Here is a 21,698-nt window from a genome sequence, read left to right as displayed (position 1 = left end):
GGGCGCGGCACCGTGCCCCGGACGGGGAGCACCCGCATTGGGACGAGCCTCGTGCTGCACCGCATCCCTAGGCTCGCACGTGCCCAGTTCCCTACGACGAAGGCGACCATTCTGATGACGAACCTGCCACCCACCATCGGTGACGGATCCGCCCCAGCACCATCAGTACCCGCAGTACCCTCGCACAGTCCCGGCTCCACGGAGCCGGGACTGCTCGGGTTCGCGCCGCCGGCGTTCGCCTCCCCCGCCCCGGCCTTCGCGGCACCCGTCGCCCCCATCGCCTACCCGTACTCCTGGCAGGAGGAGACGCGCTCGAACGCACTCGGTCGCGTCGCCTTCATCGTCGCGTGCGTGCTTCTCGTTCTCTCGCTTGCCGCATCCGTGCTCAACGGCGGACTGCTCGGCAGCCTCTCGGGCGTGGCACCGGCGGCGGATGCGCTCACCGACGCCCAGACGGTGGCCCTCGGCGGCGGCGGAATCGGCGTGCTCGCCCACCTCGGCCTCGGCACCCTGCTCGGGCTCTGGGCGCTCATCCAGGGCATCGTCGCCGTGGCGACGCGGCGCGGGCGCGGCTTCGGCGTCGCCGCCATCGTGATCGCGACGATCACTCCCGTGCTCTCGTTCGTGCTCTTCTCCATCGCCGGCAACGTGAGCGCCGCGGCGACGCTGTAGCCGAGCTCAGCTCGGCGAGTGGAAGCGCTGCTGCGCAGCGTTGAGGCCGTCGGTGACGACTGCCTCGACCGCGTCGGCGGAATCCGAGAGAAGGTTCGGCAGCACGGCCTTCTCTGGCGAGGCGAAGTCCTTGAGCACGAAGTCGGCGGCATCCTGGCGCCCGGGAGGTCGCCCGACCCCCACGCGCACCCGGATGAACTCGGGTGTTCCGAGCGCCGCGATGATGTCGCGCACGCCGTTGTGGCCGCCGTGACCGCCGCCCTGCTTCAGGCGAACGGTGTCGAAGGGCACGTCGAGCTCATCGTGGATGACGATGAGGCGCGAGGCCGGAAGCGAGTAGAACTTCGCGAGCGCGGAGACCGGCCGGCCCGACACGTTCATGAACGAGCCGGGCTTGGCCAGGATGAGCTTGGGGCCGCCGGGCGCGAGACGACCCTCGGCGACGAGGGCGCCCGCCTTGTGCGTCTTGAACCGCACGGATTCGCGGCGTGCGAGCTCGTCGAGCACCATCTGCCCGACATTGTGCCTGTTGCCGGAGTAGCCGGGCCCGGGATTCCCGAGCCCGGCTACCAACCAGGTGTTCCCGTCGTCTGACACGGGTCGACGGATGCCGAAGATGCTTATTCGGCGTCCGCTTCGGCTGCCGCAGCGGCAGATGCCGCGGATGCTGCCTCGGCGACGGCGGCGTCGGCCGCCTCGTCGTCGCCGGCCTTCTGCGGCGCGTGCACGTGCAGCACGAGCGTCTCGGGGTCGGTGGCCAGGGTGACGCCCTTGGGGAGCTCGACATCCTTGGCGTGCAGCTGCGTGCCCTCTTCGGCGCCCTCGATGTCGATGACGACGCGCTCGGGGATGTGCGTGGCCTCGGCCTCGAGGTGCAGCGTCTTGGCGTCGAGGTCGACGATGGTGCCGGCGAAGGACTCACCCTCGACGTGCACGGGCACCTCGACGAGCACCTTCTCGCCGCTGCGCACGACAATGAGGTCGATGTGCTCGATGACCTGGTGCACCGGGTCCTTCTGCACGTCCTTCACGAGCACGAGCTGGCGCGAGTCGCCGACCTCGATGGTGAGCAGGGCGTTCGCCTTGCGCAGCAGCAGGCCGACGCGGTGCGCCGGAAGGGTGACGTGGCGGGGGTCGCCGCCGTGGCCGTAGATGACGGCGGGAATCTTGCCGGCGGCGCGGATCTTGCGAGCAGCGCCCTTTCCGAAGGATTCGCGGTTCTCGGCGACAACGGTGTTGTCTTCAGCCATGGTGATTCTCCTAGCGGGCTCTCGGCCCAGATCGTGTCTGTGTGTTCAACTCGAACGCATGTCAGCGTGAGGAAAAGCCGTATGAGCACATCCACCGCGTCGATAACGGATGCTGCGCTCCGCTTTCGCGTCGCGCTGCACCCCTCGCCGAAGTCCAGCTAGAGAGTTTAGCAGGGCTGCAGGCAGGCCGTCACCAGTCGTGCATGCTGCCGTCCAGCAGGCGGTTGACCGGCAGGTAGGCGCCGGCGTACGGGTAGCCCGACGCGGCCTCATCGTCGTACTCGACGCCGAGCCCCGGCGCATCGCTGGGGATCAGCATCCCCTGTTCGAAGCGCACACCTGAGCGGAACACCGCGTCGGTCTGCGCGGTGTGCCTCATGTACTCCTGGATGCCGAAGTTGGGAATGGCGATTCCGAGATGCAGGGACGCCGCCAACCCGACCGGCGAGATGTCGGTCGGCCCGTGCACCCCCGACTTGATCTGGTAGACGGCCGCATAGTCGAAGATGCGACGCAGGGCGGTGATGCCGCCGGCGTGGGTGACGGGTGAGCGCACGTAGTCGATCAGCTGTTCCTCGAACAGCTCGCGGTAGTCCCAGATGGTGTTGAACACCTCCCCGATCGCCAGGGGGGTCGTGGTGTGCTCGCGCACGCGGCGCAGAGCCGCCGGGTTCTCTGCCGGGGTGACGTCCTCGAGCCAGAACAGGTCGTACGGTTCGAGGGACTTGCCCAATTTCGCCGCCTGGATGGGCGTGAGCCGGTGGTGGGCATCATGCAGCAGCGGCAGCTCCGGGCCGAACTCGGCGCGCACCGCCTCGAAGACCCGTGGCGCGTGACGCAGGTAAGCGCGGGTGTCCCACGTCTCCTCAACGGGCACCGCGGACCGGCGGGCGGGTTCGTGGTCGTAGCGGCTCGTCACCCCGTCATCCCCCACCGCGGCGTTGGCGCTGCTGGCGACCCCGTACACGGAGTCCAGGCCCGGGATACCCGTCTGGATCCGGATGGCGCGATAACCCTGCTCGAGGTGGTCGCGCACGGAGTCGAACAGCTCGGGCAGTTCCGCGCCGCTCGCGTGGCCGTAGGCGAGGCAGCCCACACGGGAGCGTCCGCCCAGCAACTGGTACAGCGGCATCCCCGCCGCCTTGGCCTTGATGTCCCAGAGCGCCGTGTCGACCGCGGCGATGGAGGCCATCGTCACCGGCCCCCGACGCCAGTAGGCGCCACGGTAGAGGTACTGCCACATGTCCTCGATGCGGTGCGCGTCGCGGCCGATGAGCAGGGGAACGACGTGTTCGGAGAGATAGGCCACGACGGCGAGTTCGCGGCCGTTGAGCGTGGCGTCTCCGAGGCCGACGATGCCCTCGTCGGTCGTGATGCGCAACGTGACGAAGTTGCGACCGGGGCTGGAGACGAGCACTTCGGCTGAGGAGATCTGCATGGTCAGGCCTTTCCAGGAACGGATTCGGTGAGGAGGGTGCTGAAGCGCTCAGCGACAGCCCGACGCACCGCGGCATCGCCGGCGAGCTCGGAAGCGATGGCCTCGAGGATCGACACCCCCGCGTGGTCGCCGGTGTCCGGGCCGGCGTCGGGGCCGGCGCCCAGCGCCGCCGCGAGCGAGGATGAGCTGTCGTCCGTGGGTCCGAAGCGCACGAGGCACGCGCCCCATGCCGCCAGGGTCCCGGCCTGTGCACGGCCGACATCCAGGCCGTTCGCGAGCCGGCGCCGCAGCGGCGCGACGATGCGCACCGGCAGCTTGTGCGAGCCGTCGCGGGCGATCTGACGGAGGGTGTGACGGATGCGGCCATTGGTGAAGCGCTCGTGCAGCGCCGAGACCGCGGCGTCGAGTTCGCTTTCACCGAGCGGCAGCACCTCGCGCGCCTCGCGCCACAGTTCCTCGAGTTCGGCGACGATCCCGGCATCCGTCATCGCCTCGTCGATCGTGTCGAGGCCTGCGAGCAGCCCGCGATAGGCGAGAAGGGAGTGGCCGGCGTTGAGCAGCCAGAGCTTGCGCTGCTCGTAGGGCACGATGTCATCGACGAACCGGGCACCGGCAGCCTCCCACGCGGGCCGCCCGCCCGGGAAGGCACCCGAGAGCACCCATTCACTGAAGGGCTCGGCGACGACCGGTACATCGTCGTCGACGCCCACGAGGCGGCCCGCGATCACCCGGTCCTCCGCCGTCGTCTCCGGCGTGATGCGATCCACCATCGTGGACACGAAGGAGGCGTTCGCCGCGATCCAGTCGGCGAGTTCGGCATCGACGGCACGGGCCACGCCCATCACGACCGACTGCGTCACCTGCCCGTTGTCGGGAAGGTTGTCGCAGCTGACCACGGCGATCCCGCCGGCCCCGGCCGCCCGCCGAGCACGGAGTCCGTCGACGATGCGCCCGGGAGCGGTAGCCGCCGGCCCGCCGGCGAGGAGGGCCGCGATATCGGCCCGGATCGAGGGGTCGGACCCGTCGAGGCCGCCGTCGGCATCCGCGTGGTAGCCCGCCTCGGTGACGGTCAGGGTGAGCACGGCGACCCGTGGCGAGGCCAGCGCAGAGCGCCAGGCCTCGGCGTCGGCTCCGTCGTGGGCCTCGACGATGCTCGAGATCACGACGGCGCGGTCCTCCTCCGGCCCGCGCTCGATGAGGGTGTAGACGCCGTCCTGACGCGAGAGTGCGAGAGCGGCATCCGGAGAGCGACCCGTGAAGGCGGCGATCCCCCAGTCCTCCCCTCCCGCATTGGCCCGTTCGGTGTACCAGGCCTGGTGCGCACGGTGGAAGGCGCCGAGGCCGAGATGAACGACGCGCACCTCGGGCCGGCTGGTCCGCAGGGTCGCGATCTCAGCGGGCATGCGCATCTGCCGTGCGTGCATGGACCGCCCTCAGGTAGGCGAGGTTGTCGCGCGTGCGTTCCTCGAGGGGAAGCGCCGTGGAGAAGTCCTCCGCCGTGACCCAGCCGTCGTAGCCGTGAGTCGCGAGCGCCGTGAAGTACGCCTCGACGCTCGCCTGTCCCTCCCGCAGCGGCGACCAGTTCTCGGCCCAGACGGCAGCGCGATCGAAACCCTTCTCGCCGGTGGGGCGCCACGCGACGTTCTTCACGTGCACGTGCGCCAGGTAGGGCCCGAGAAGCTGGAAGGCCGAGAGCGCATCCTCCTGTCCCTCGATGACGAGGTTGCCCAGGTCGTGGATGACGCCGATGCTCTGGGGATCCAGGCCATCGATCAGGCGAAGGGCGGCGGATGCCGAGGCCGTGATCGTGCGGTGATGCAACTCGACGAGCACCTTGACGCCGAGGGCTGCAGCCCGCTCCGATGCCCATTCCAGGTCGGCCCGCGTCGCCGCGAACAGGTCCCGGTAGTCGCCGGTGCCGGTGGCGGGCATGGTCACCCTCACCTGACGGGCTCCGAGTGCGGCCGTGGCGGCGAGCATCCTCTCGACGTCCTCGTGCCGGGCCGCCTGGGCGTAGCCGCCGATGCCCGAGAACTCGAGCCCGGCATCCCGGGTGATGCGCGCGATCTCGTCGAGGGAGCCTTCGAGGCCGGCGAGCGGCCAGGTGGCGCGGTTACCCGCCCAGAAGCCGGGCGGGTCCGCCGGCGACTGGTCGGTGATGCGCCACTCGATGCCGTCCCAGCCCTGCTCGGCGAGAATCTGCGCGGCCTGGGCCGGTTCCCATTCGGGCGTGGATGCCGTGAACACGGAGAACTTCACGCGTAGGCCTCCTCGGTCGAGACGGCGAATTCGTCATGGACGCCCTCGAGCACGTCGGCGACGAGGATCTCACGACCGGTCGAGGCCGACAGGTAGACGGAACGCACGACGGCGAGGGAGAGCAGCGCATCCGCAACACGGACGCACGGGGCGCGGCCGCCGTCGATGGCCTCGACGATGTCGCGGTACTGCCGCGCGTGTCCGACGACGAAGGTGTCGGCCGCCTTCGGGGCACCCCGCAGCTGGTCGGCGGAGACCCGCTCACCGGCGCGGTTGGTGGCATCCGCGTTCACCGAGAGGTACTCGAGCTGGTCGTCGTCGATGATGGCCGATCCCGCCGACCCGTGCACCTGGAGCCGCACGCTGAGGCCGGGGAAGGCCGCCGTCGTGGCATGCAGCACGGCGAGCGCTCCCGAGGCGAAACGAACAGTGGCCACGGCCACATCCTCGACCTCCACGCGTTCGTGCGCGAGCAGCCCGGTGTGGGCGAAGACGGCCACCGGCCGCCCGAGCAGCCAGACGAGCAGGTCGACGGTGTGCACCCCCTGGTTCATCACCGCCCCACCGCCGTCGAGCTGCCACGTGCCGCGCCACGCCCCGGAGTCGTAGTACTCCTGGCTGCGCCACCACGCCACGGAGGCGACGGCACTGGTCAGTCGCCCCAGTTCGCCGCTCTGCGCGGCGGCAGCGACGGCGACCGAGGCGGGATCGAACCGGTGCTGGCTGATGACGGAGACGACCTTCCCTCGCTGCTCGGCCTCCGCGGCGAGGGAGGCGATGCGCCGGGCTCGCTCCATGCTCACGTCGAGCGGTTTCTCGATGACCACGTGCAGTCCGGCGGCCACCGCCTGCTCGGCCAGCCCCACGTGCAAGCCGCTCGGCGTGCAGATGACGGCGACGTCGATCGGCTCGGCCTGAAGCGCGTCCTCGAGCGAGGTGAACGTGGCCGGTCTGGAGGCGCCGAGCTCCTCGACGACGAGCTCGGCGAGGTCCGTGGCGACCGTCGGCACGGTGTCGACCAGTGCGGCGATCCGCAGCCGCGAAAGGCGGCCGATGGCACGGGCGTGGTTGATGCCGATGATGCCGCATCCGATGATGACGACGGAGAGGGGGGTGTCTTCGCTCATGCGAGCAGGACTCCGATCTGGTCGGTGATGGTGCGCAGAGCCCGGGCGGCGCGCCCGAACTCACGGGGGCCCGAGAAGCCGCCGAGAGCGGTGAAATCGGTCAGGTGCGGCTCGAGGGAGGCGAATCCGTCGTAGCCGTCGTCGCGCAGCGCGGTCAGGGTCGCCAGCAGTTCGCCGTCGCCCTCCCCGGCCGGAACCACCGCTCCGGTGGATGCGACGGCATCCTTGACCTGCAGGTAGTCCAGGTAGGGCCGCAGCATGGCGTACCCGTCGCTGAAGGGGCGCACCCCCACCTGCACGAAGTTCGCGTTGTCCCATGCCAGCCGCAAGCGCCCGGAACCGACGGACTCGACGATGTCGAGCACCCGCTCGGGGGTGTCTCCGTAGATGTCCTTCTCGTTCTCGTGCAGCAGCGTCACGCCCTCGCGTTCGGCGAGCAGGGCGAGAGCGGACATCCGCTCGAGCACGTCGTCGCGGATCGCGGCGGCGGGCCTGCCGTCCGCCCGGTAGAAGGAGAAGATGCGGATGAACGGCGCCTCCAGGCGATGGGCTGCGGCGATCGCGCGCCCGAGGCGCTCGAGTTCGTGCTCGACCGGGAGCGAGACATCGACCTTGCCGACCGGGGAGGCGATCGCCGAGACCCGCATTCCCCGATGCTCCAGCAGCCGCGCCAGCTCGTCGAGCTGCTCGCTCTCGAGGTCGACGACGTTCACGCCCCAGGCGCTTCTCACCTCGAGAAATCGTGCCCCGAGGGCCTCCAGGACCGCCGATTGAATCACGGGATCGGGGTCGATCTCGTCGCCGAATCCCGACAGTTTCCACGTCAGTGGGCTCATCTACTTCACTCCTCCGGCGGTCAGGCCGCCCACGAGATAACGCTGGAACACGAGGTAGAGCACCACCACGGGCACGGCGCAGATGAGCGAGGCGGCCATCATCTGTCCGTACAGCGGCAGGGCCCCGGTCTCCTGCGTCGCGCCGAAGATCTGAAGGGCGACGGCGGCGGTGCGCGACTCGGCATTGGTCATGACGGATGCGAACAGCACGTCGTTCCAGCCCAGCAGGAAGGCGAAGATCGCCGAGACGACGATGCCGGGCCAGCTGAGCGGCACGATGATGCGCGTCAGCACCCGCCACGACGAGGCGCCGTCGATGCGGGCGGCCTCCTCGAGCTCGCGGGGAAGCCCGCGGATGTAGGTGACCATCACCCACGTCGAGAACGGCAACGCGAACGTGAGGTAGGTGAGGAACACGGCCCAGCGCGTTCCGATGGTGGGAATTCCGAGCAGGGTCGAGGCGCTCGCGAACAGCACGAACACGGGCAGCAGCATGAGCGTGCCCGGAATCGACTGCAGTCCGAGCAGGCCGCGCAGCACGCTCAGGCGGCCACGGAAGGCGAAGCGGACGAGCACGTACGCCGTCGAGACCGAGACGAGCGCGCACACGACGGCCACGGCACCGCAGATGATGACGCTGTTGGCCAGCCCCTTCCCGAGGTCGACCGTCGAGAACACCGACAGGTAGTTGCCGAAGTTCCACTCCCTCGGCCAGATCTCGCCCGCAGCGACGCCGAGGTCGGAGTTGACCGAGGCGAGCAGCATGTACGCGACGGGCCCGATGACGAGGGCGAGCAGTACGACGATGATCGCGACGAGCAGCGGCCTGGGAAGCAGCCGGGTGACATCCGTATTGCGTCGTCGGGCAGCCCGGCCGGTGATGGACGGCGGGCGGGTGATGATGGCGCTCATCGGCGGCGCTCCTCTCCGGTGTCCAGGCGCACCGCACGCAGGTAGATGAACAGCGGGATCGCGACGAGCGCGAGCGAGACGACGGCCATGGCCGCGGACAGCCCGAACCGGAAGCTCTGGAAGCTCGTCACGTAGGTGAGCACGGGCAGCACCTCGACATCCTTCGGCGCCGGAACGCCGAACAGCACGAACGGCAGGGTGAACGAGTTGATGTTGTGCAGGAACGAGATGACGAGCGCGAGGGTGATCGAGCCCCGCAGGTAGGGGAAGATGACGTAGCGCAGTTTCGTCCACCATTTCGCCCCGTCGAGTGCCGACGCCTCGTGCACCTCGTGATCCACCGACTGCAGGCCGGCGAGCGCGAGCAGGTAGTAGAAGGGCCAGGAGCTCCACGACTGCACGAGAACGAGCGACCAGAAGCTCGTGGGGCCGTTGAGCCAGAGCCCAGGATCGATGCCGAGCGCTCCGGCCGCGTGGTCCAGAATGCCGTCGGGCTGCATCATGGTGCGCCACACCGTTGCCACCACGAACGCGGGGAGGATGTACGGGATGAGGAAGACCGATCGCACGAGCCCTCGTCCCCTGAAGGCGTTCTGCGTGGCCAGTGCAGCGGCGACGCCGATCGGCAGGGTCACGAGCGAGACGGTCACGGCGTAGCTCACGCTCAGCCAGACGGCGTGGGCGAGCGGGCTCTTCGTCACGGCCTCGACGTAGTTCTGCAGCCCGATGAACGGGGCCTGGACCCAGGTGCGGATCGTGTACTGGTCGAGGTCCAGGAACGAGATGTAGACGGCGAGCAGCAGCGGCACGATGATGACGAGCACCATGAGGATGCCGCCGGGCGCGAGCATCCAGAACGGCCGGTTGCGTTCGTTCACCGCCCGCCGATGGGGCGCCCCCGGGCCGCCCGCCGGAGCCGGGGCTCCAGCGGGCGGCCCTGCGGCCGGCGTCGTGGAGGGCGCGGGACTGATCAGGCGCATCAGCTCGGCCGGCTACTTCGCCTTGTCGAGGGAGGCCTGCGCGCTGGACTGGGCCGTCTGCAGCGCCGCCTCGAGGTCGGATGAACCCACTCCGCCGCCCTGCAGCGCCGGCAGCGACTGCACGACGACGTTCGTGAGGGCGAGCTGGGTGTCGCCCCATGCTCCCGAGAACGGCGTGCCGACCGCCTTCGACGAGGACTCGAGCACCGGCTTCAGCAGCTCGTCGCCCTCCTGCACCGCCTTCGCGGCGTCCGCGTTGGTCGGCAGGTCACCGAACGTGTTGTAGTAACTGGTCTGGTTCTCCTGGCTCGTGAGCATCTTGATGAGGGCGAAGGCGAGGTCCTGGTTCTGCGAGTACTTGGCGACGACCATGTTGTCGCCCGAGATGATGCTCGACGCCGGCTTGCCGCCCTTCGGCGTGCTCTTCTCGCCCGGCGGGATGGTCGGCATGAGCGCGTAGGCGTACTTTCCTGCGACGGGCGACTTGTCGAGCGTCACGCGCGAGGTTGCCGAGACCATCGGCACGAAGGCCGCCTTGCCGTCGGCGAACGCGGCCACCGCCTGCGCGTTCTTCCACCCGAGCGCAGCGGGATCGACCACCTTGTCCTTCGCGTACCAGTCGAAGTAGGTCTGATAGGCCTTCTCGGTCGAGTCGACGTCGATCTGGGCCTTGCCCTTGTCGAGGTTGAGGATGGGGTTGCCGGCCTGGATGGACATGCCCCAGATGAACTTCCACGGGTCGAATCCGTCGGCGTACCCGATGGCGAGCCCGTGCACGTCTCCAGTGGTGAGCTTCTTCGCGTCGGCGGTGAGGTCGTCCCACGTGGTCGGCGGCTTGCTGATGCCCGCGGCCTCGAGGAGCTCGGTGTTGTAGGCCATCACGAACGGGCGGCTGGCGAACGGGATTCCCACCTCGTGGTCGGAATCGGGCCCCGAGATGCCGAGCGTGGATGCGACGAATCGGTCCTTGCCGCCCACCTCGCCCCACTCCTTGTCGGTGAGCTCGACGAACGCGCCGGTCGAATAGGCCGTCGGCGTGAAGGTCGTGCCGAGGCTGTAGACATCCGGGCCCTGGCCCGAGAGCACCGAGGTCTGGATCTTGGTGAGCTCGTCGTTGGCGGACGCGAACGTCTCGAACGCGACCTTCGCGCCGGTCTCCTTCTCGAACTGGTCGCTCACCTCCGTGAACCAGGTCTTCTGCTGTTCGGGGTAGAGACCGTTGGCCGCGACCATGACGTTGATGGTCTTTCCGGTTCCGTCGATCTTCTCGGCGGCGCTCTTCGTGGGACTCGACGGCGTCGCCGCGGAGCACCCTTGGAGCGCGAGACCGACGATGGCGAGACCTGCCAAGGTCCCGAGGGCATGGCGTGGTTTCATCTGACTCTCCTTTGAGTGTGACTGTCACGAGGGATGACTCTCGGTTCGCCGGCGACCGTGCCGCGGCGATTGCTCGAACTCTAGGCACGCTGGCAATCGGGCTGCAATCGTTTGCCATAATTTGCCACCGTGTGCTCTACTGAGCCGCATGGAACCTCTCGACGCGGCGAGGCCGAGCCGTCCGGCGACGCTCGCCGACATCGCGGCGGCCACCGGCGTGGCCACCTCGACGGTCTCCCGCGCCCTGACGAATCCGTCGCGCGTCAATGCCGCGACCCGGCAGCGCATCGAGCAGGCGGCATCCGAGCTGCAGTACGTCGCCAACGGTCCGGCGCGCGCGCTCACCTCGGGAAAGACGCGGGCGGTCGCCGTGCTCGTCGCCGACGTGACCAACCCGTTCTACTTCGGCATCATCCGGGGAACGCAGCAACAGCTCAAGGCGGCCGGGTACACGCAGATCCTCGTCGACACGGAGGAGAGCGACGAACTCGAGGACGGCATGCTGCACCGCCTGCGGCGCTCCTTCGACGGCGCCATCCTGGCGGCATCGCGTCTGACGGATCGCCGGCTCACCGCGCTGTCCGCGCAGATCCCTCTCGTGGCCGTCAACCGTCAGACCTCCGGGGTGCCGAGCGTCTACATCGATACGCCCGCCGGCATCGAGCAGGCACTGGAGCACCTGGTCTCGCTCGGACACCGGCGCATCGCGTACGTCTCCGGGCCGGAGACGTCCTGGCCCAACGAGGGCCGCTGGCGCGCGCTGCTGCGCGCCGCCGAGCGTCACGGCATCACGCCGACACGTATCGGGCCGTTCGCGCCGAAGAAGACGGCGGGCGCCGCCGCCGCCGACGCCGTCGTCAATGCGGGCGTCACCGCCTGCATCGCCTTCAACGACCTGCTCGCCATCGGCATGCTCATGCGACTCAAGGAACGGGGCGTGAGCGTTCCCGGCGACATCTCGATCGTCGGATGCGACGACATCTTCGGCGCGGACTTCTGCAACCCGCCGCTGACCACTCTCACCGCGCCCATCGAACAGGCCGGCCGCACGGCGGTCTCGATACTGCTGGCGCGCCTCGACGGCGGCTCGATGCCGATGCCGCGCCGGGCCGCCACGCTGCCGACGCACCTCACGATCCGATCCTCGACCGGCCCGGCGCCGACGGAAGAAAGGCGACAATGACAGCGCTCAATCCACATCCGGATCGCCTCCTGCCTGCCGAGCCCTCCCAGCGCTCCATCGCGCGGAGGCTGTACGACGAGGTCCGGCACTCGCCGATCTACTCTCCGCACGGCCACGTGCCGGTGAGGATGCTCCTCGACGACGAGCCGTTCCCCGATCCGGCCGCGCTGCTCATCACTCCCGATCACTACGTGCTGCGCCTCCTGCACGCCGTCGGCGTTCCCCTGGACGAGCTCGGGGTCGGCAGGAACGGAGCCGCACCGACCGCGGGCGGTCGGGCGGTCTGGCGAAAGCTCTGCGAGCACTGGGACGTCTTTCTCGGCACCCCGGTGCGGTTCTGGTTCGAGTCCGAGCTCAGCGAGGTGTTCGGCATCACGGAGCAGCCCAGCACCGAGAACGCCGACGAGCTCTACGACCAGCTGGCGGATGCGCTCGCCCGCGATTCCTTCCGCCCTCGCGCACTGTTCGACCGGTTCGGCATCGCCGTGCTGGCCACGACCGACGATCCTGCCGACGACCTGTCGGCACACCGAGCGCTCCGCGATGATCCGAGCTTCAGCGGGCGCGTGCTGCCCACCTTCCGGGCGGACCGCTACATGAACCCGGCGGAATCCACGTGGCCGGAATACCTCAGCCGACTCGCAACCGTGAGCGACACCGACACCGGCACCTACGCGGGGCTGCTCTCGGCACTGCGCGCCCGGCGAGCCGCGTTCGCCGAGGCCGGCGCGACGGCGACGGACACCGGCGTTCTGGACGCCGGCAGCGAGCCTCTCGCGGTCGCGGACGCCGAGCGCATCCATGCCGCGGGGCTCGCGGGTTCGGTGAGCCCCGACGACGCCGTGGCCTATCGTCGCAACCTGCTCTACCGGCTCGCCGAGATGTCGAGTGAAGACGGACTCGTGATGCAGTTGCATCCGGGCGTCATCCGCAACCACCACCAACCGACCCTCGCGGCCTACGGACCCGACACCGGCCACGACCTGCCCGATGTCGGCGCCTTCACGCGTCCGCTGGCCCCGATCCTGCGCGACTTCGGCACCGATCCCACCTTCCGACTGGTGCTCTTCACCGTCGACGAGACCACCTTCAGTCGCGAGATCGCCCCCCTGGCCGGCTTCTATCCCAGTGTGTACGCGGGAGCGCCGTGGTGGTTCCTCGACAGCCCGTCCGGCATCACCCGGTACCGGCAAGCGGTGACCGACAGTGCCGGCTTCTCCAAGACCAGCGGATTCATCGACGACACCCGGGCCTTCTGCTCCATCCCCGCCCGCCACGACGTCTCACGCAGAACGGATGCCGCCTACCTCGCGTCGCTCGTGGCCACGCACCAGATCACAGAGGATGATGCCGTGTCCCTGGCGCACCGACTCGTGGACGGCATCCCGCGCGCCACATTCCGCCTCGGATGAAATCGCCAGCCGACGCCCCGAAGCCCACGCCATAGGCTGAGGCTACGTACGTTGACGAAGGGGTAGGCAATGACAGAGGCAGTGGCGAACATCGGTGTCGTCGGACTCGCGGTGATGGGCTCCAACCTGGCGCGCAACCTCGCCAGCCGCGAGGGCAACACCGTCGCGATCTTCAATCGTTCGCACGAGAAGACGCAGACGCTTCTCGACGAGCACCCCGAGGCCGCATTCGTCGCCGCGAGCTCGTACGAGGAGTTCGCCGCCTCCCTGACCAAGCCCCGTGCGGCGATCATCATGGTGCAGGCCGGAAAGGGCACCGACGCCGTGATCGACGCCCTGACCGAGGTCTTCGAGCCGGGCGACATCATCGTCGACGGCGGCAACGCCCTGTTCACCGACACCATCCGTCGCGAGAAGGCCGTGCGCGAGACCGGCATCAACTTCGTCGGCGCCGGCATCTCGGGCGGCGAGGAGGGCGCGCTGAACGGGCCCTCGATCATGCCCGGCGGCAGCGACGAGTCGTGGGTGACCCTCGGCCCGATCCTGAAGTCCATCGCCGCCGTCGCCGAGGGCGAGCCCTGCGTGACCCACGTCGGGCACGACGGGGCGGGCCACTTCGTCAAGATGGTGCACAACGGCATCGAGTACGCCGACATGCAGCTGATCGGCGAGGCGTACGACCTCATCCGCCGCGGCACCGGCAAGTCGCCGGCCGAGATCGCCGACGTCTTCGCCGAGTGGAACACGGGAGAGCTCGAGAGCTACCTCATCGAGATCACCGCCGAGGTGCTGCGCCAGGTGGATGCCGAGACGGGAAAGCCGCTCGTCGACGTCATCCTCGATGCCGCCGGAGCCAAGGGCACGGGAGCGTGGACGGTGCAGACCGCACTGGATCTCGGCATCCCGGTCTCGGGCATCGCCGAGGCCGTCTTCGCGCGCTCGCTGTCCTCCAAGCCCGCCCAGCGGGCCGCGGCCACCGATCTCCCCGGCCCGTCGGAGGCGTGGACCGTCGATGACCCCGACGCCTTCATCGACGACGTGCGCGACGCGCTCTACGCCTCGAAGATCATCGCCTACTCGCAGGGGTTCGATGAGATCGTCGCCGGCGCCGAGCAGTACGACTGGGACATCAAGAAGGGCGACATCGCCGCCATCTGGCGGGGCGGCTGCATCATCCGCGCCCGCTTCCTCAACCGCATCACCGAGGCGTACGCCGACGACAACGCCCTCACCCTGCTCGCCGCGGCGCCGTACTTCGCCGAGGCCCTCGGCCGCACGCAGGAGGCCTGGCGCCGGGTGGTGGCGACCGCAGCCCGCGGCGGCATCCCCGCCCCGGCGTTCTCGTCGAGCCTGTCGTACTACGACGGCCTGCGCGCCGACCGGTTGCCCGCAGCGCTCGTGCAGGGCCAGCGCGACTTCTTCGGCGCGCACACCTACAAGCGCGTCGACAAGGAGGGCACCTTCCACACCCTCTGGTCGGGCGATCGCAGCGAGATCGAGGCTGCCGGCTCCGGTCACTGAGGCCGGCCGCTGCGGCGGCGCACCGCTCTCGCCGCGAACGCTGCGCCGAGGGCGAGAACCGCGGCGAGCACGCCCGGCCACGGCAGGGTGAGGGCGAGCACGGCGCAACCCGCGGCACCCAGCCACGGCAGCCAACGCGGCAGCCAGCGATCCGCGCCGCGTTGGCGGGATGCCGCCACGTGCGCGATGAGGTAGTAGCCGAGCACGGTGGTCGCCGAGAACCCCACCAGCACCTGGGGGTCCAGCAGGAGGGCGCCGAGCAGGGCGAGCGCGCCGATCACGCACTCGGCGATGACCGGAGCGTGGGTGCGGGCGCTGATGCGGCCGAGCACCGTCGGCAACTCGCGGTCGCGGGCCATCGCGAGGGCGGTGCGGCTGAGCCCGGCGAGCACGCCGAGCAGCGATCCGCATCCGGCGACCGCGGCCGTCACGGCGACGAGGATCGTCCAGCCGTCACCCCCGAGCGCGTCCGAGGCGAGCGCGGCGACCGGGGAGGCCGATTTGGCGAGGGATGCCGGGCCGAGCACGAGCAGGCAGGCGGCAGCGACGGCGGTGTAGAGCACGAGCGTGATCGAGAGTGCGCCGATGATCGCCCGCGGAATGGTGCGCCGCGGCACCCGCACCTCTTCGGCGAGGGTGGCGATGCGGGCATAGCCCGCGAACGAGAAGAAGATCAGCCCCGCCGCCTGCACGACGCCGAGCGGCGAGGCGGCATCCGGAGCCTCGAGCGCATGCGCACCGCAGCCGGAGCCCGCGACGGCCACCGCGACGAGCAGGCAGAGGAGCACCGCGATCACGAGGCCGGTCACGACGAACGACACCCGCGCGGTCGAGCGGATGCCGAGCACGTTCACGGTCACGAGAACGAGCACCGCGGCCACCGCGATGAGCCGGGCGTGACCCGGCCACAGGTAGCCGCCGACGATGACGGCGATGGCGGCCGCCGACGCCGTCTTGCCGAGCAGGAAGAGCACACCCGCCGCGAAGCCCCAGGCCTCCGACAGGGTCGAGCGGGCGAAGGTGTACGCGCCACCGGCCACGGGATAGGCCATCGCGAGCTGGGCGGTGCTCAGCGCGTTGAGGGTCGCGACGATCGCCGCGATAACGAGCGCGAGGAGCAGCCACGGGCCCGCTGCGCGCGCCGCGGGAGACCAGACGTAGAACACTCCCCCGCCGATCATCGCCGAGAGGCCGATGGCCATGGCAGAGAGGGGGCCGAGACGGCGGACCAACGGATGCACGCCCGAAGAATAGCGTGCGCGGGTTTCTCCCTTCCCCGCCGGCATCCGAGACAATGTCACCATGCGGCAACCCTCCTGGCGCGACGTCGGCGAAGAACCCGACTACCGGTTCACCCTGGCCAACGAGCGCACCTTCCTGGCCTGGATCAGAACCTCGCTCTCCCTGCTCGCCGGCGGAGTGCTGATGCATCAGTTCGTCAGCACCCTGGGTCCGCGCCCCCTCATCGTCGCGCTCTCGACCGTGCTCGGGGTCGTCGCCGCGGCGCTCGCGGCCGTCGCCTACACCCGGTGGCGAGGCAACGAGATCGCCATCCGCACCGGCGCTGCCCTGCCCTTCGGAATCATGATCCCTCTCCTGTCGGGAGCGCTGCTGCTCGTATCGGCGGTCATCGCCGTGCTCATGGTCTTCCCGTGACGGATGCCGCGCCCGCTCGCGATCCCGGGTTGCAGCCCGAACGCACCCGGCTCGCCTGGACGCGCACCGCGCTCGCCCTCGTGCTGAACGCGGTGCTCGTCGTGCGGTCGGGTATCGTGCACGATCTCCCGGTCTTCACGGTCATCGGCGCCGGACTCATCGTCGCGGCGGCGGCCGAGATCGCGATCGGCGTGCGACGCGCCCGCGCCCTGGCGGAAGCCGGACGGGTGGCGGTGGACGGCACGGCCGTTCTCTTCACCACCGGCATCGCGATGGTCGCTGCCGTCGCGGGCGTCGCATCCATTCTTCTCGCGGGGTAGTGTCGCTGCGATGACGACGCATCCCGAACTGCACGGAGCGGAGGACGACGACGCTCCGCTGTTCAGCGCGCGCCGAAGCCGCATGCTGCGCGCGGTCGTCTGGGTCGGCATCGTCGCGCTGGTCGCTCCCGGCGTGCTGTTCACGTGGAGTGTGGCTCAGTCGACCGCGAATCGGGCGTGCGCGGTCTACGCCGCCTATCTCAAGCCCGATGCCGGCGGCTCTGACGCGCCGTTCGAGCTGTGGGGCACCGGCGGGCCGGGATGGCAGTGCTACTCGGTGTCCACGAGCGGGGTGAGCACGCACCTCGGCCCACTCGGGATCATTCCGGCGGCTCCCCGCATCCCCCGTGGCGGCGTCGCCACCTGAGCCCCACCGGCTACGCCTTCAGCTGCGAGATCCTGTCCTTGAACAGCGTCGTCGCGATGGCCGCCTTGCGCGGCTGTCCGCGCAGGAAGGCCATCGCGAACTCCTTCGCCTGCTCGTAGCCGATCTTGGCCGGCAGGGGCGGCTCGTCGGGGTTCACCACGACATCGACGAGGGCAGGGCCGTCGAAGGCGAGCGCCGCCGCGATGGCCTGGGGAAGGCGGGACGCATCCGTCACCCGTTCGCCGAAACCGCCGACCGCCTGCGCCCAGGCGGCGAAGTCGCCTTCGGGCTCGCCGAAGCGCACGCCGTTCTCGGGGAAGCCGAGCACCATCTGCTCCCAGAGGATCTGACCGAGCGAGTTGTTGTTGTTCACGATCACGGTGATCGGCAGCCCGTAGCGGGCCGCCGTGCGGAACTCGGCCATGAGCATCGCGAAGCCGCCGTCGCCGATGAGCGAGATCACCTGTCGTCCGGGATGGGCGAGCTGGATGGCGTTCGCGTACGGAAGGCCGCAGGCCATGCTCGCGAGGGTGCCCGAGAGATAGAACTCGCGCTCCGCCCGGATGGTCCAGTACCGCGCCGCCCAGGTCGCGATGGTGCCGGAGTCGCACGCGAGGATCGCGTCATCGTCGGCCAGTTCGTCCACGAGCGCCATCGCGTACTGCGGGGCGATGGGGTCGCGGTCGGCGTCGGCGAGCGCCGCCATGTCCTTGCGCCAGCCGGCCATCGCGGTCTGGTACTTCTCGAGGTGCGCGGTATCCGTGCGCACCGGCAACAGCTCGAGCAGGGCCCGGATGCCCTCCGCCGCGTCGGCGACGATGCCCACCTCGACGGGCAGGCGGCCGGCGATCCGCAGCGGATCGGCATCCAGCTGCACGACCTTCACCTTCTCGGGCGAGGGCAGGTACTTCGTGTACGGGAAGTTGGTGCCCACCATGAGCAGCACGTCGCAGTCGTCGATCAGGTCTTCCCCTGGCCGCGTGCCTAGCAGGCCGATGCCGCCGACGGCATACTCCGAGTCCCCCGGAATGGCGGCCTTGCCCGGCAGTGTCGTGATCACCGGCGCCTTGAGCGCTTCGGCCAGGCGCAGCAGTTCCGGCTGGGCGTGCAGCGCTCCCACGCCCGCGAGGATGGCGGGACGCTCCGCGGCCTGCAGCACCTCGGCGGCCTTGGCCACGTCTTCGGCCCGCGGTGCGCCCGCACGCGCGACGGTGACGGAGGAGACGGGCGGCTCCGACTGGCCGACGTTGCGATAGGGCTCTTCGCCGGCATCCGCCACCTGCACGTCGTTCGGGATGGTGAGGTGGGCGACTCCCCGGCGCACATAGGCCGTGCGGATGGCGAGGTCGACGACGCCCGGCAGCTGCGCGGGATTCGACACGACGAGGTTGTACTCGCTCACGTCGGCGAACAGCTGATCGAGGGCGACCTCCTGCTGGTAGCCGCTGCCGAGCACGCTCGTCTCCTGCAGGCCGGTGATGGCGAGCACCGGCTGGTGGTCGAGCTTGGCGTCGTAGAGCCCGTTCAGCAGGTGGATGCCGCCGGGCCCGCTCGTGGCCAGGCATACCCCCAGCTTTCCCGTGGCCTTCGCATGGGCCGTTGCCATGAAGGCGGCGGCTTCCTCGTGGTGCACGAGCACGAAGCGGATGCGGTCGCTGTGCCGTCGCAATGCCTCCATGATGCCGTTGATGCCGTCGCCGGGGAGCCCGTAGACGGTGTCGACGCCCCAGTCGATGAGGCGCTCGACGAGGTCTTCGGATGCGATGCGTGCCATGGTGCAACACTGCGCCGCCGGGGGCGCCGGTGTCAGGCCGTTGCCGTCGTGAGCCGGGCGTCCTACGATGCCTCGGCGAGCAGCCGGCTGCGCACCTCGCGGCGCTGCACCTTGCCGATGAGCGACTTCGGCAGTTCATCGACGGCCACGATGCGCTTGGGCACCTTGTAGGGGGTCAGCCGCTCCCGGGCGAAGGCGCGTATGCCCGCCTCGTCGAGGCGCGCGCCGGGGTTCAGCACGACGACGGCGACGACCTTCTCGCCGCTGTGCGGGTCGGGCAGGCCGACCACGGCGACGTCCGCGACATCCGGATGCTCGGCCACCGCCTCCTCGACCTCGCTCGGTGCGACGTTGAAGCCGCCGGTGATGATGAGTTCCTTGATGCGGTCGACGATGCGCACGAAGCCGTCTTCGTCGAGGGACACGATGTCGCCGGTGCGGAACCAGGGGTCGCCCCCCTCGGCATCCGCGACGAAGACCGCTGCGCTCTCGGCCGGCTTCTTCCAGTAGCCCGAGAAGACCTGCGGACCGCGCACGAGCAACTCGCCCTCCGCGCCGGGCTCGACCTCCTCGGTCGGCGTCTCGGGACGCACGATGCGCACCTCGGTGCTCGGCAGCGGAAGCCCGACGGTGCCGGCTCGACGATTCGGCGCCACCGGATTCGCCATCAGCACCGGCGAGCACTCGGAGAGGCCGTAGCCCTCGACGAGGTAGCCGCCGGTGCGCTCCTCCCACGGCTCGACGACCGCCGCAGACAGCGGCATCGCGCCCGAGATGGCGATCTCGATGCCGGCGAGCGAAACGTTCTTCTCGGCGGCGGCCTTCGTCAGCCGCTCGTAGATGGGCGGCACGGCTGGAAGGAAGGTGGCCGGCCGCTTCTGCACGACCTTGAGGATGAGGTCGGGGTCGGGCTTCGGGAAGAGCACGAGCCGTGCACCCATGCTCATCGCGAAGGTGAGGCAGAGCGTGAGCCCGTAGGCGTGGAACATCGGCAGCACGGCGTAGACGACCGCGGTTCCACGTTCGATCTGCGGCACCCAGGCACGGGCTTGAGCCGCGTTGGCCACGAGGTTGGCATGGGTGAGGGTCGCGCCCTTCGGAACGCCCGTCGTGCCGCTGGTGTACTGGATGAGGGCCACGTCGCCCACCTGCGGTTCCTCGACGGATGCCACGACCGGCGGCGCCTTCAGCAGCTTCTCCCACGTGGTGGTTCCGCGCACCGTCGTGGTGAGCGCCGCCCGCGACTGCCGCGCCTTGGCCACCGGCATCCGCAGCGCCGCACGCGTCGTGAACGGCATGGCGCGCGACGGGTCTACCGAGACGATCGCTCGGGCCGCGATGTCTTCGGGGAAGTCCTGCACGGTCGCGACCACGTTGTCCCACGCGATGACCACGCGGGCGCCGTGGTCTTCGAACTGGTGGCGCAGCTCGCGCGGCGTGTACAGCGGGTTGTGCTCGATCACGATCGCCCCGAGGCGCAGCACGGCGTAGAACGCCACGATGTGCTGGGGGCAGTTGGGCAGAACGAGCGCGACGGGGTCGCCCTTCTTCACGCCGAGCCTGCGCAGTCCCTCGGCGGCACGCTCGATATCGGCACCGAGCTGCGCGTAGGTCGTCGCGCGGCCGAAGAACTCGAGCGCGACGTTGTCGGGGTAGGCCGCGACGGATGCGGTCACGAGCCGGTAGAGGGAATCCTGCGGTGCGTCGATGTCGGCGGGAACTCCGGCGGCGTAGCTGGCGAGCCAGGGGCGCTTGGTCGTGATCGTCACGGCCTCCACCCTACGCCGCCCGGCGAAGCGCCCAGCCGCGCCTGCTACCCTGCCTCTTGCACGCGCGAGCACGACGACGACACCGCATCCCATGACGAACGAACGCCACCGCCACAGCAGCCACCGCCACAGCGCCGCCCCGCAGCGCCGTGACGGCCGTGCTGCCCGGCGGGAGCGCAGCCGATCGCGGGCGGTGCGTGCCGCCTCCACGCGCGCCGGCGTCCGGAACCGGCTGGCACTGCCCGCCGCGCTCGCCGTGGTCGGACTCGGCGCCGCCTTGGCGATCGCCCCGCTCGCGCCGCCGACCCAGGCGCAGGTCGTGGTCGCGGCCAGGCACGCCGGCCCCGCGCAGACCATCACCGTTCAGGGCGGTGCCGCCGCCACCGTGGTGGAGCGAGACGGCTACAGTGCAACGACCGGCGCGCAGACGCTCATCGCCGGCGGCACGAACTACGACTGGGCCCGCCTTGTCATGACCTTCGCCGGCTGGCCGACCTCAGAGAGCAACATCACCGTCTTCACCCGCTGGATGCGGCAGGAGAACGGCACCGACGACTGGTGGAACCGCAACAACCCGCTCAACAACGGCTGGGGCTCCGGCGGGGGCAGCGGACTGGGCAGCTACGACTCCCTCGTCACGGCTGCGGAGAACTGCGCCGACGCCCTGCACCGCAACTCCGGCTACACGCAGATCGCGGCCGGCTTCGCCTCATCGGCGCCCACCGCCTCGATCGAACAGGCCATCTGGGCCTCACCGTGGGCGGGAAGCCACTACGCCAACGGGTCGCACTGGGCGTACACGCCCGTTCCCGTCATGCGCGCGCCCGCCGACGCCTGGTGATCGC

At 69.9% G+C, this 21,698-nt stretch carries 21 protein-coding genes; 8 read left to right on the top strand and 13 right to left on the bottom strand.

What is annotated here, in order from left to right:
- The first annotated feature begins 114 nt into the window (after positions 1 to 114).
- Complete coding sequence (locus WDJ51_RS03140) at positions 115 to 672, top strand: hypothetical protein (RefSeq protein WP_337850977.1); 558 nt, start codon at positions 115 to 117, stop codon at positions 670 to 672.
- 6 nt (positions 673 to 678) lie between these two features.
- On the opposite strand, the gene pth is transcribed toward WDJ51_RS03140, so the two are convergent.
- The 10 genes from pth to WDJ51_RS03090 all read right to left on the bottom strand — a co-directional run bounded on the left by pth (position 679) and on the right by WDJ51_RS03090 (position 10,851).
- Positions 679 to 1,269 carry an aminoacyl-tRNA hydrolase gene (pth, locus tag WDJ51_RS03135; protein WP_337850976.1) on the bottom strand — a complete coding sequence of 197 codons (591 nt, stop codon included), beginning with the start codon at positions 1,267 to 1,269 and terminating at the stop codon, positions 679 to 681.
- Between the two features lie 23 nt (positions 1,270 to 1,292).
- Positions 1,293 to 1,922 (bottom strand): 50S ribosomal protein L25/general stress protein Ctc, encoded by a 630-nt coding sequence (locus tag WDJ51_RS03130; protein WP_337850975.1) that lies wholly within the window; start codon positions 1,920 to 1,922, stop codon positions 1,293 to 1,295.
- A 190-nt stretch (positions 1,923 to 2,112) separates the two neighbouring features.
- Complete coding sequence (gene manD, locus WDJ51_RS03125; RefSeq protein WP_337850974.1) at positions 2,113 to 3,360, bottom strand: D-mannonate dehydratase ManD; 1,248 nt, start codon at positions 3,358 to 3,360, stop codon at positions 2,113 to 2,115.
- Positions 3,361 to 3,362: 2 nt separating this feature from the next.
- Entirely contained in the window at positions 3,363 to 4,769 is a 1,407-nt protein-coding gene (locus WDJ51_RS03120; protein ID WP_337850973.1) for a mannitol dehydrogenase family protein, read from the bottom strand.
- Positions 4,753 to 5,619, bottom strand: coding sequence for a sugar phosphate isomerase/epimerase family protein (locus WDJ51_RS03115; RefSeq protein WP_337850972.1), 867 nt, complete (start codon positions 5,617 to 5,619; stop codon positions 4,753 to 4,755). The genes WDJ51_RS03120 and WDJ51_RS03115 overlap by 17 nt, the downstream gene beginning before the upstream one ends.
- Positions 5,616 to 6,746: a Gfo/Idh/MocA family protein gene (locus WDJ51_RS03110; protein ID WP_337850971.1), complete on the bottom strand. Its 1,131-nt coding sequence runs from the start codon at positions 6,744 to 6,746 to the stop codon at positions 5,616 to 5,618. Before WDJ51_RS03110 ends, WDJ51_RS03115 begins: the two co-directional genes overlap by 4 nt.
- Positions 6,743 to 7,582 carry a sugar phosphate isomerase/epimerase family protein gene (locus tag WDJ51_RS03105; RefSeq protein WP_337850970.1) on the bottom strand — a complete coding sequence of 280 codons (840 nt, stop codon included), beginning with the start codon at positions 7,580 to 7,582 and terminating at the stop codon, positions 6,743 to 6,745. Before WDJ51_RS03105 ends, WDJ51_RS03110 begins: the two co-directional genes overlap by 4 nt.
- Positions 7,583 to 8,494, bottom strand: a complete 912-nt coding sequence (locus WDJ51_RS03100; protein WP_337850969.1) for a carbohydrate ABC transporter permease — start codon at positions 8,492 to 8,494, stop codon at positions 7,583 to 7,585.
- A complete protein-coding gene (locus WDJ51_RS03095; RefSeq protein ID WP_337850968.1) occupies positions 8,491 to 9,474 on the bottom strand; it encodes a carbohydrate ABC transporter permease in 984 nt (327 codons plus the stop codon). The genes WDJ51_RS03100 and WDJ51_RS03095 overlap by 4 nt, the downstream gene beginning before the upstream one ends.
- A 12-nt stretch (positions 9,475 to 9,486) precedes the next feature.
- Positions 9,487 to 10,851 carry a sugar ABC transporter substrate-binding protein gene (locus tag WDJ51_RS03090; protein ID WP_337850967.1) on the bottom strand — a complete coding sequence of 455 codons (1,365 nt, stop codon included), beginning with the start codon at positions 10,849 to 10,851 and terminating at the stop codon, positions 9,487 to 9,489.
- Positions 10,852 to 10,999: 148 nt separating this feature from the next.
- On the opposite strand from WDJ51_RS03090, the gene WDJ51_RS03085 reads away from it, so the two are divergent.
- The 3 genes from WDJ51_RS03085 to gndA all read left to right on the top strand — a co-directional run bounded on the left by WDJ51_RS03085 (position 11,000) and on the right by gndA (position 14,967).
- A complete protein-coding gene (locus WDJ51_RS03085; RefSeq protein WP_337850966.1) occupies positions 11,000 to 12,034 on the top strand; it encodes a LacI family DNA-binding transcriptional regulator in 1,035 nt (344 codons plus the stop codon).
- A complete protein-coding gene (gene uxaC, locus WDJ51_RS03080) occupies positions 12,031 to 13,446 on the top strand; it encodes a glucuronate isomerase (protein ID WP_337850965.1) in 1,416 nt (471 codons plus the stop codon). The genes WDJ51_RS03085 and uxaC overlap by 4 nt, the downstream gene beginning before the upstream one ends.
- Positions 13,447 to 13,515: 69 nt before the next feature.
- Positions 13,516 to 14,967 carry an NADP-dependent phosphogluconate dehydrogenase gene (gene gndA / locus WDJ51_RS03075; protein ID WP_337850964.1) on the top strand — a complete coding sequence of 484 codons (1,452 nt, stop codon included), beginning with the start codon at positions 13,516 to 13,518 and terminating at the stop codon, positions 14,965 to 14,967.
- On the opposite strand, the gene WDJ51_RS03070 is transcribed toward gndA, so the two are convergent.
- Positions 14,961 to 16,208 carry an APC family permease gene (locus tag WDJ51_RS03070; protein WP_337850963.1) on the bottom strand — a complete coding sequence of 416 codons (1,248 nt, stop codon included), beginning with the start codon at positions 16,206 to 16,208 and terminating at the stop codon, positions 14,961 to 14,963. The genes gndA and WDJ51_RS03070 overlap by 7 nt on opposite strands.
- Before the next feature lie 61 nt (positions 16,209 to 16,269).
- On the opposite strand from WDJ51_RS03070, the gene WDJ51_RS03065 reads away from it, so the two are divergent.
- From WDJ51_RS03065 to WDJ51_RS03055, 3 genes are read left to right on the top strand one after another with little or no spacing between them, the layout of a single operon-like run.
- Positions 16,270 to 16,623: a YidH family protein gene (locus tag WDJ51_RS03065; RefSeq protein WP_337850962.1), complete on the top strand. Its 354-nt coding sequence runs from the start codon at positions 16,270 to 16,272 to the stop codon at positions 16,621 to 16,623.
- A complete protein-coding gene (locus tag WDJ51_RS03060) occupies positions 16,620 to 16,943 on the top strand; it encodes a DUF202 domain-containing protein (RefSeq protein WP_337850961.1) in 324 nt (107 codons plus the stop codon). Before WDJ51_RS03065 ends, WDJ51_RS03060 begins: the two co-directional genes overlap by 4 nt.
- A gap of 10 nt (positions 16,944 to 16,953) precedes the next feature.
- Entirely contained in the window at positions 16,954 to 17,310 is a 357-nt protein-coding gene (locus WDJ51_RS03055) for a hypothetical protein (RefSeq protein ID WP_337850960.1), read from the top strand.
- Positions 17,311 to 17,320: 10 nt separating this feature from the next.
- Here WDJ51_RS03055 and WDJ51_RS03050 read toward each other — a convergent pair whose 3' ends face one another.
- The gene (locus tag WDJ51_RS03050) at positions 17,321 to 19,084 is read right to left on the bottom strand and encodes a thiamine pyrophosphate-dependent enzyme (RefSeq protein WP_337850959.1); all 1,764 of its coding nucleotides are present in this window, start codon (positions 19,082 to 19,084) and stop codon (positions 17,321 to 17,323) included.
- Positions 19,085 to 19,146: 62 nt separating this feature from the next.
- Positions 19,147 to 20,853, bottom strand: coding sequence for a long-chain-fatty-acid--CoA ligase (locus tag WDJ51_RS03045; protein WP_337850958.1), 1,707 nt, complete (start codon positions 20,851 to 20,853; stop codon positions 19,147 to 19,149).
- Between the two features lie 91 nt (positions 20,854 to 20,944).
- On the opposite strand from WDJ51_RS03045, the gene WDJ51_RS03040 reads away from it, so the two are divergent.
- Positions 20,945 to 21,694 carry a hypothetical protein gene (locus WDJ51_RS03040; protein ID WP_337850957.1) on the top strand — a complete coding sequence of 250 codons (750 nt, stop codon included), beginning with the start codon at positions 20,945 to 20,947 and terminating at the stop codon, positions 21,692 to 21,694.
- The last annotated feature ends 4 nt before the right edge of the window (positions 21,695 to 21,698 follow it).

Origin of the sequence: Rathayibacter sp. YIM 133350 (assembly GCF_037404875.1) — a bacterium.
Taxonomy (GTDB): domain Bacteria; phylum Actinomycetota; class Actinomycetes; order Actinomycetales; family Microbacteriaceae; genus Orlajensenia.
Note: the sequence above shows the minus strand (reverse complement) of the source record. Positions and strands in the feature narration are given on the sequence as shown.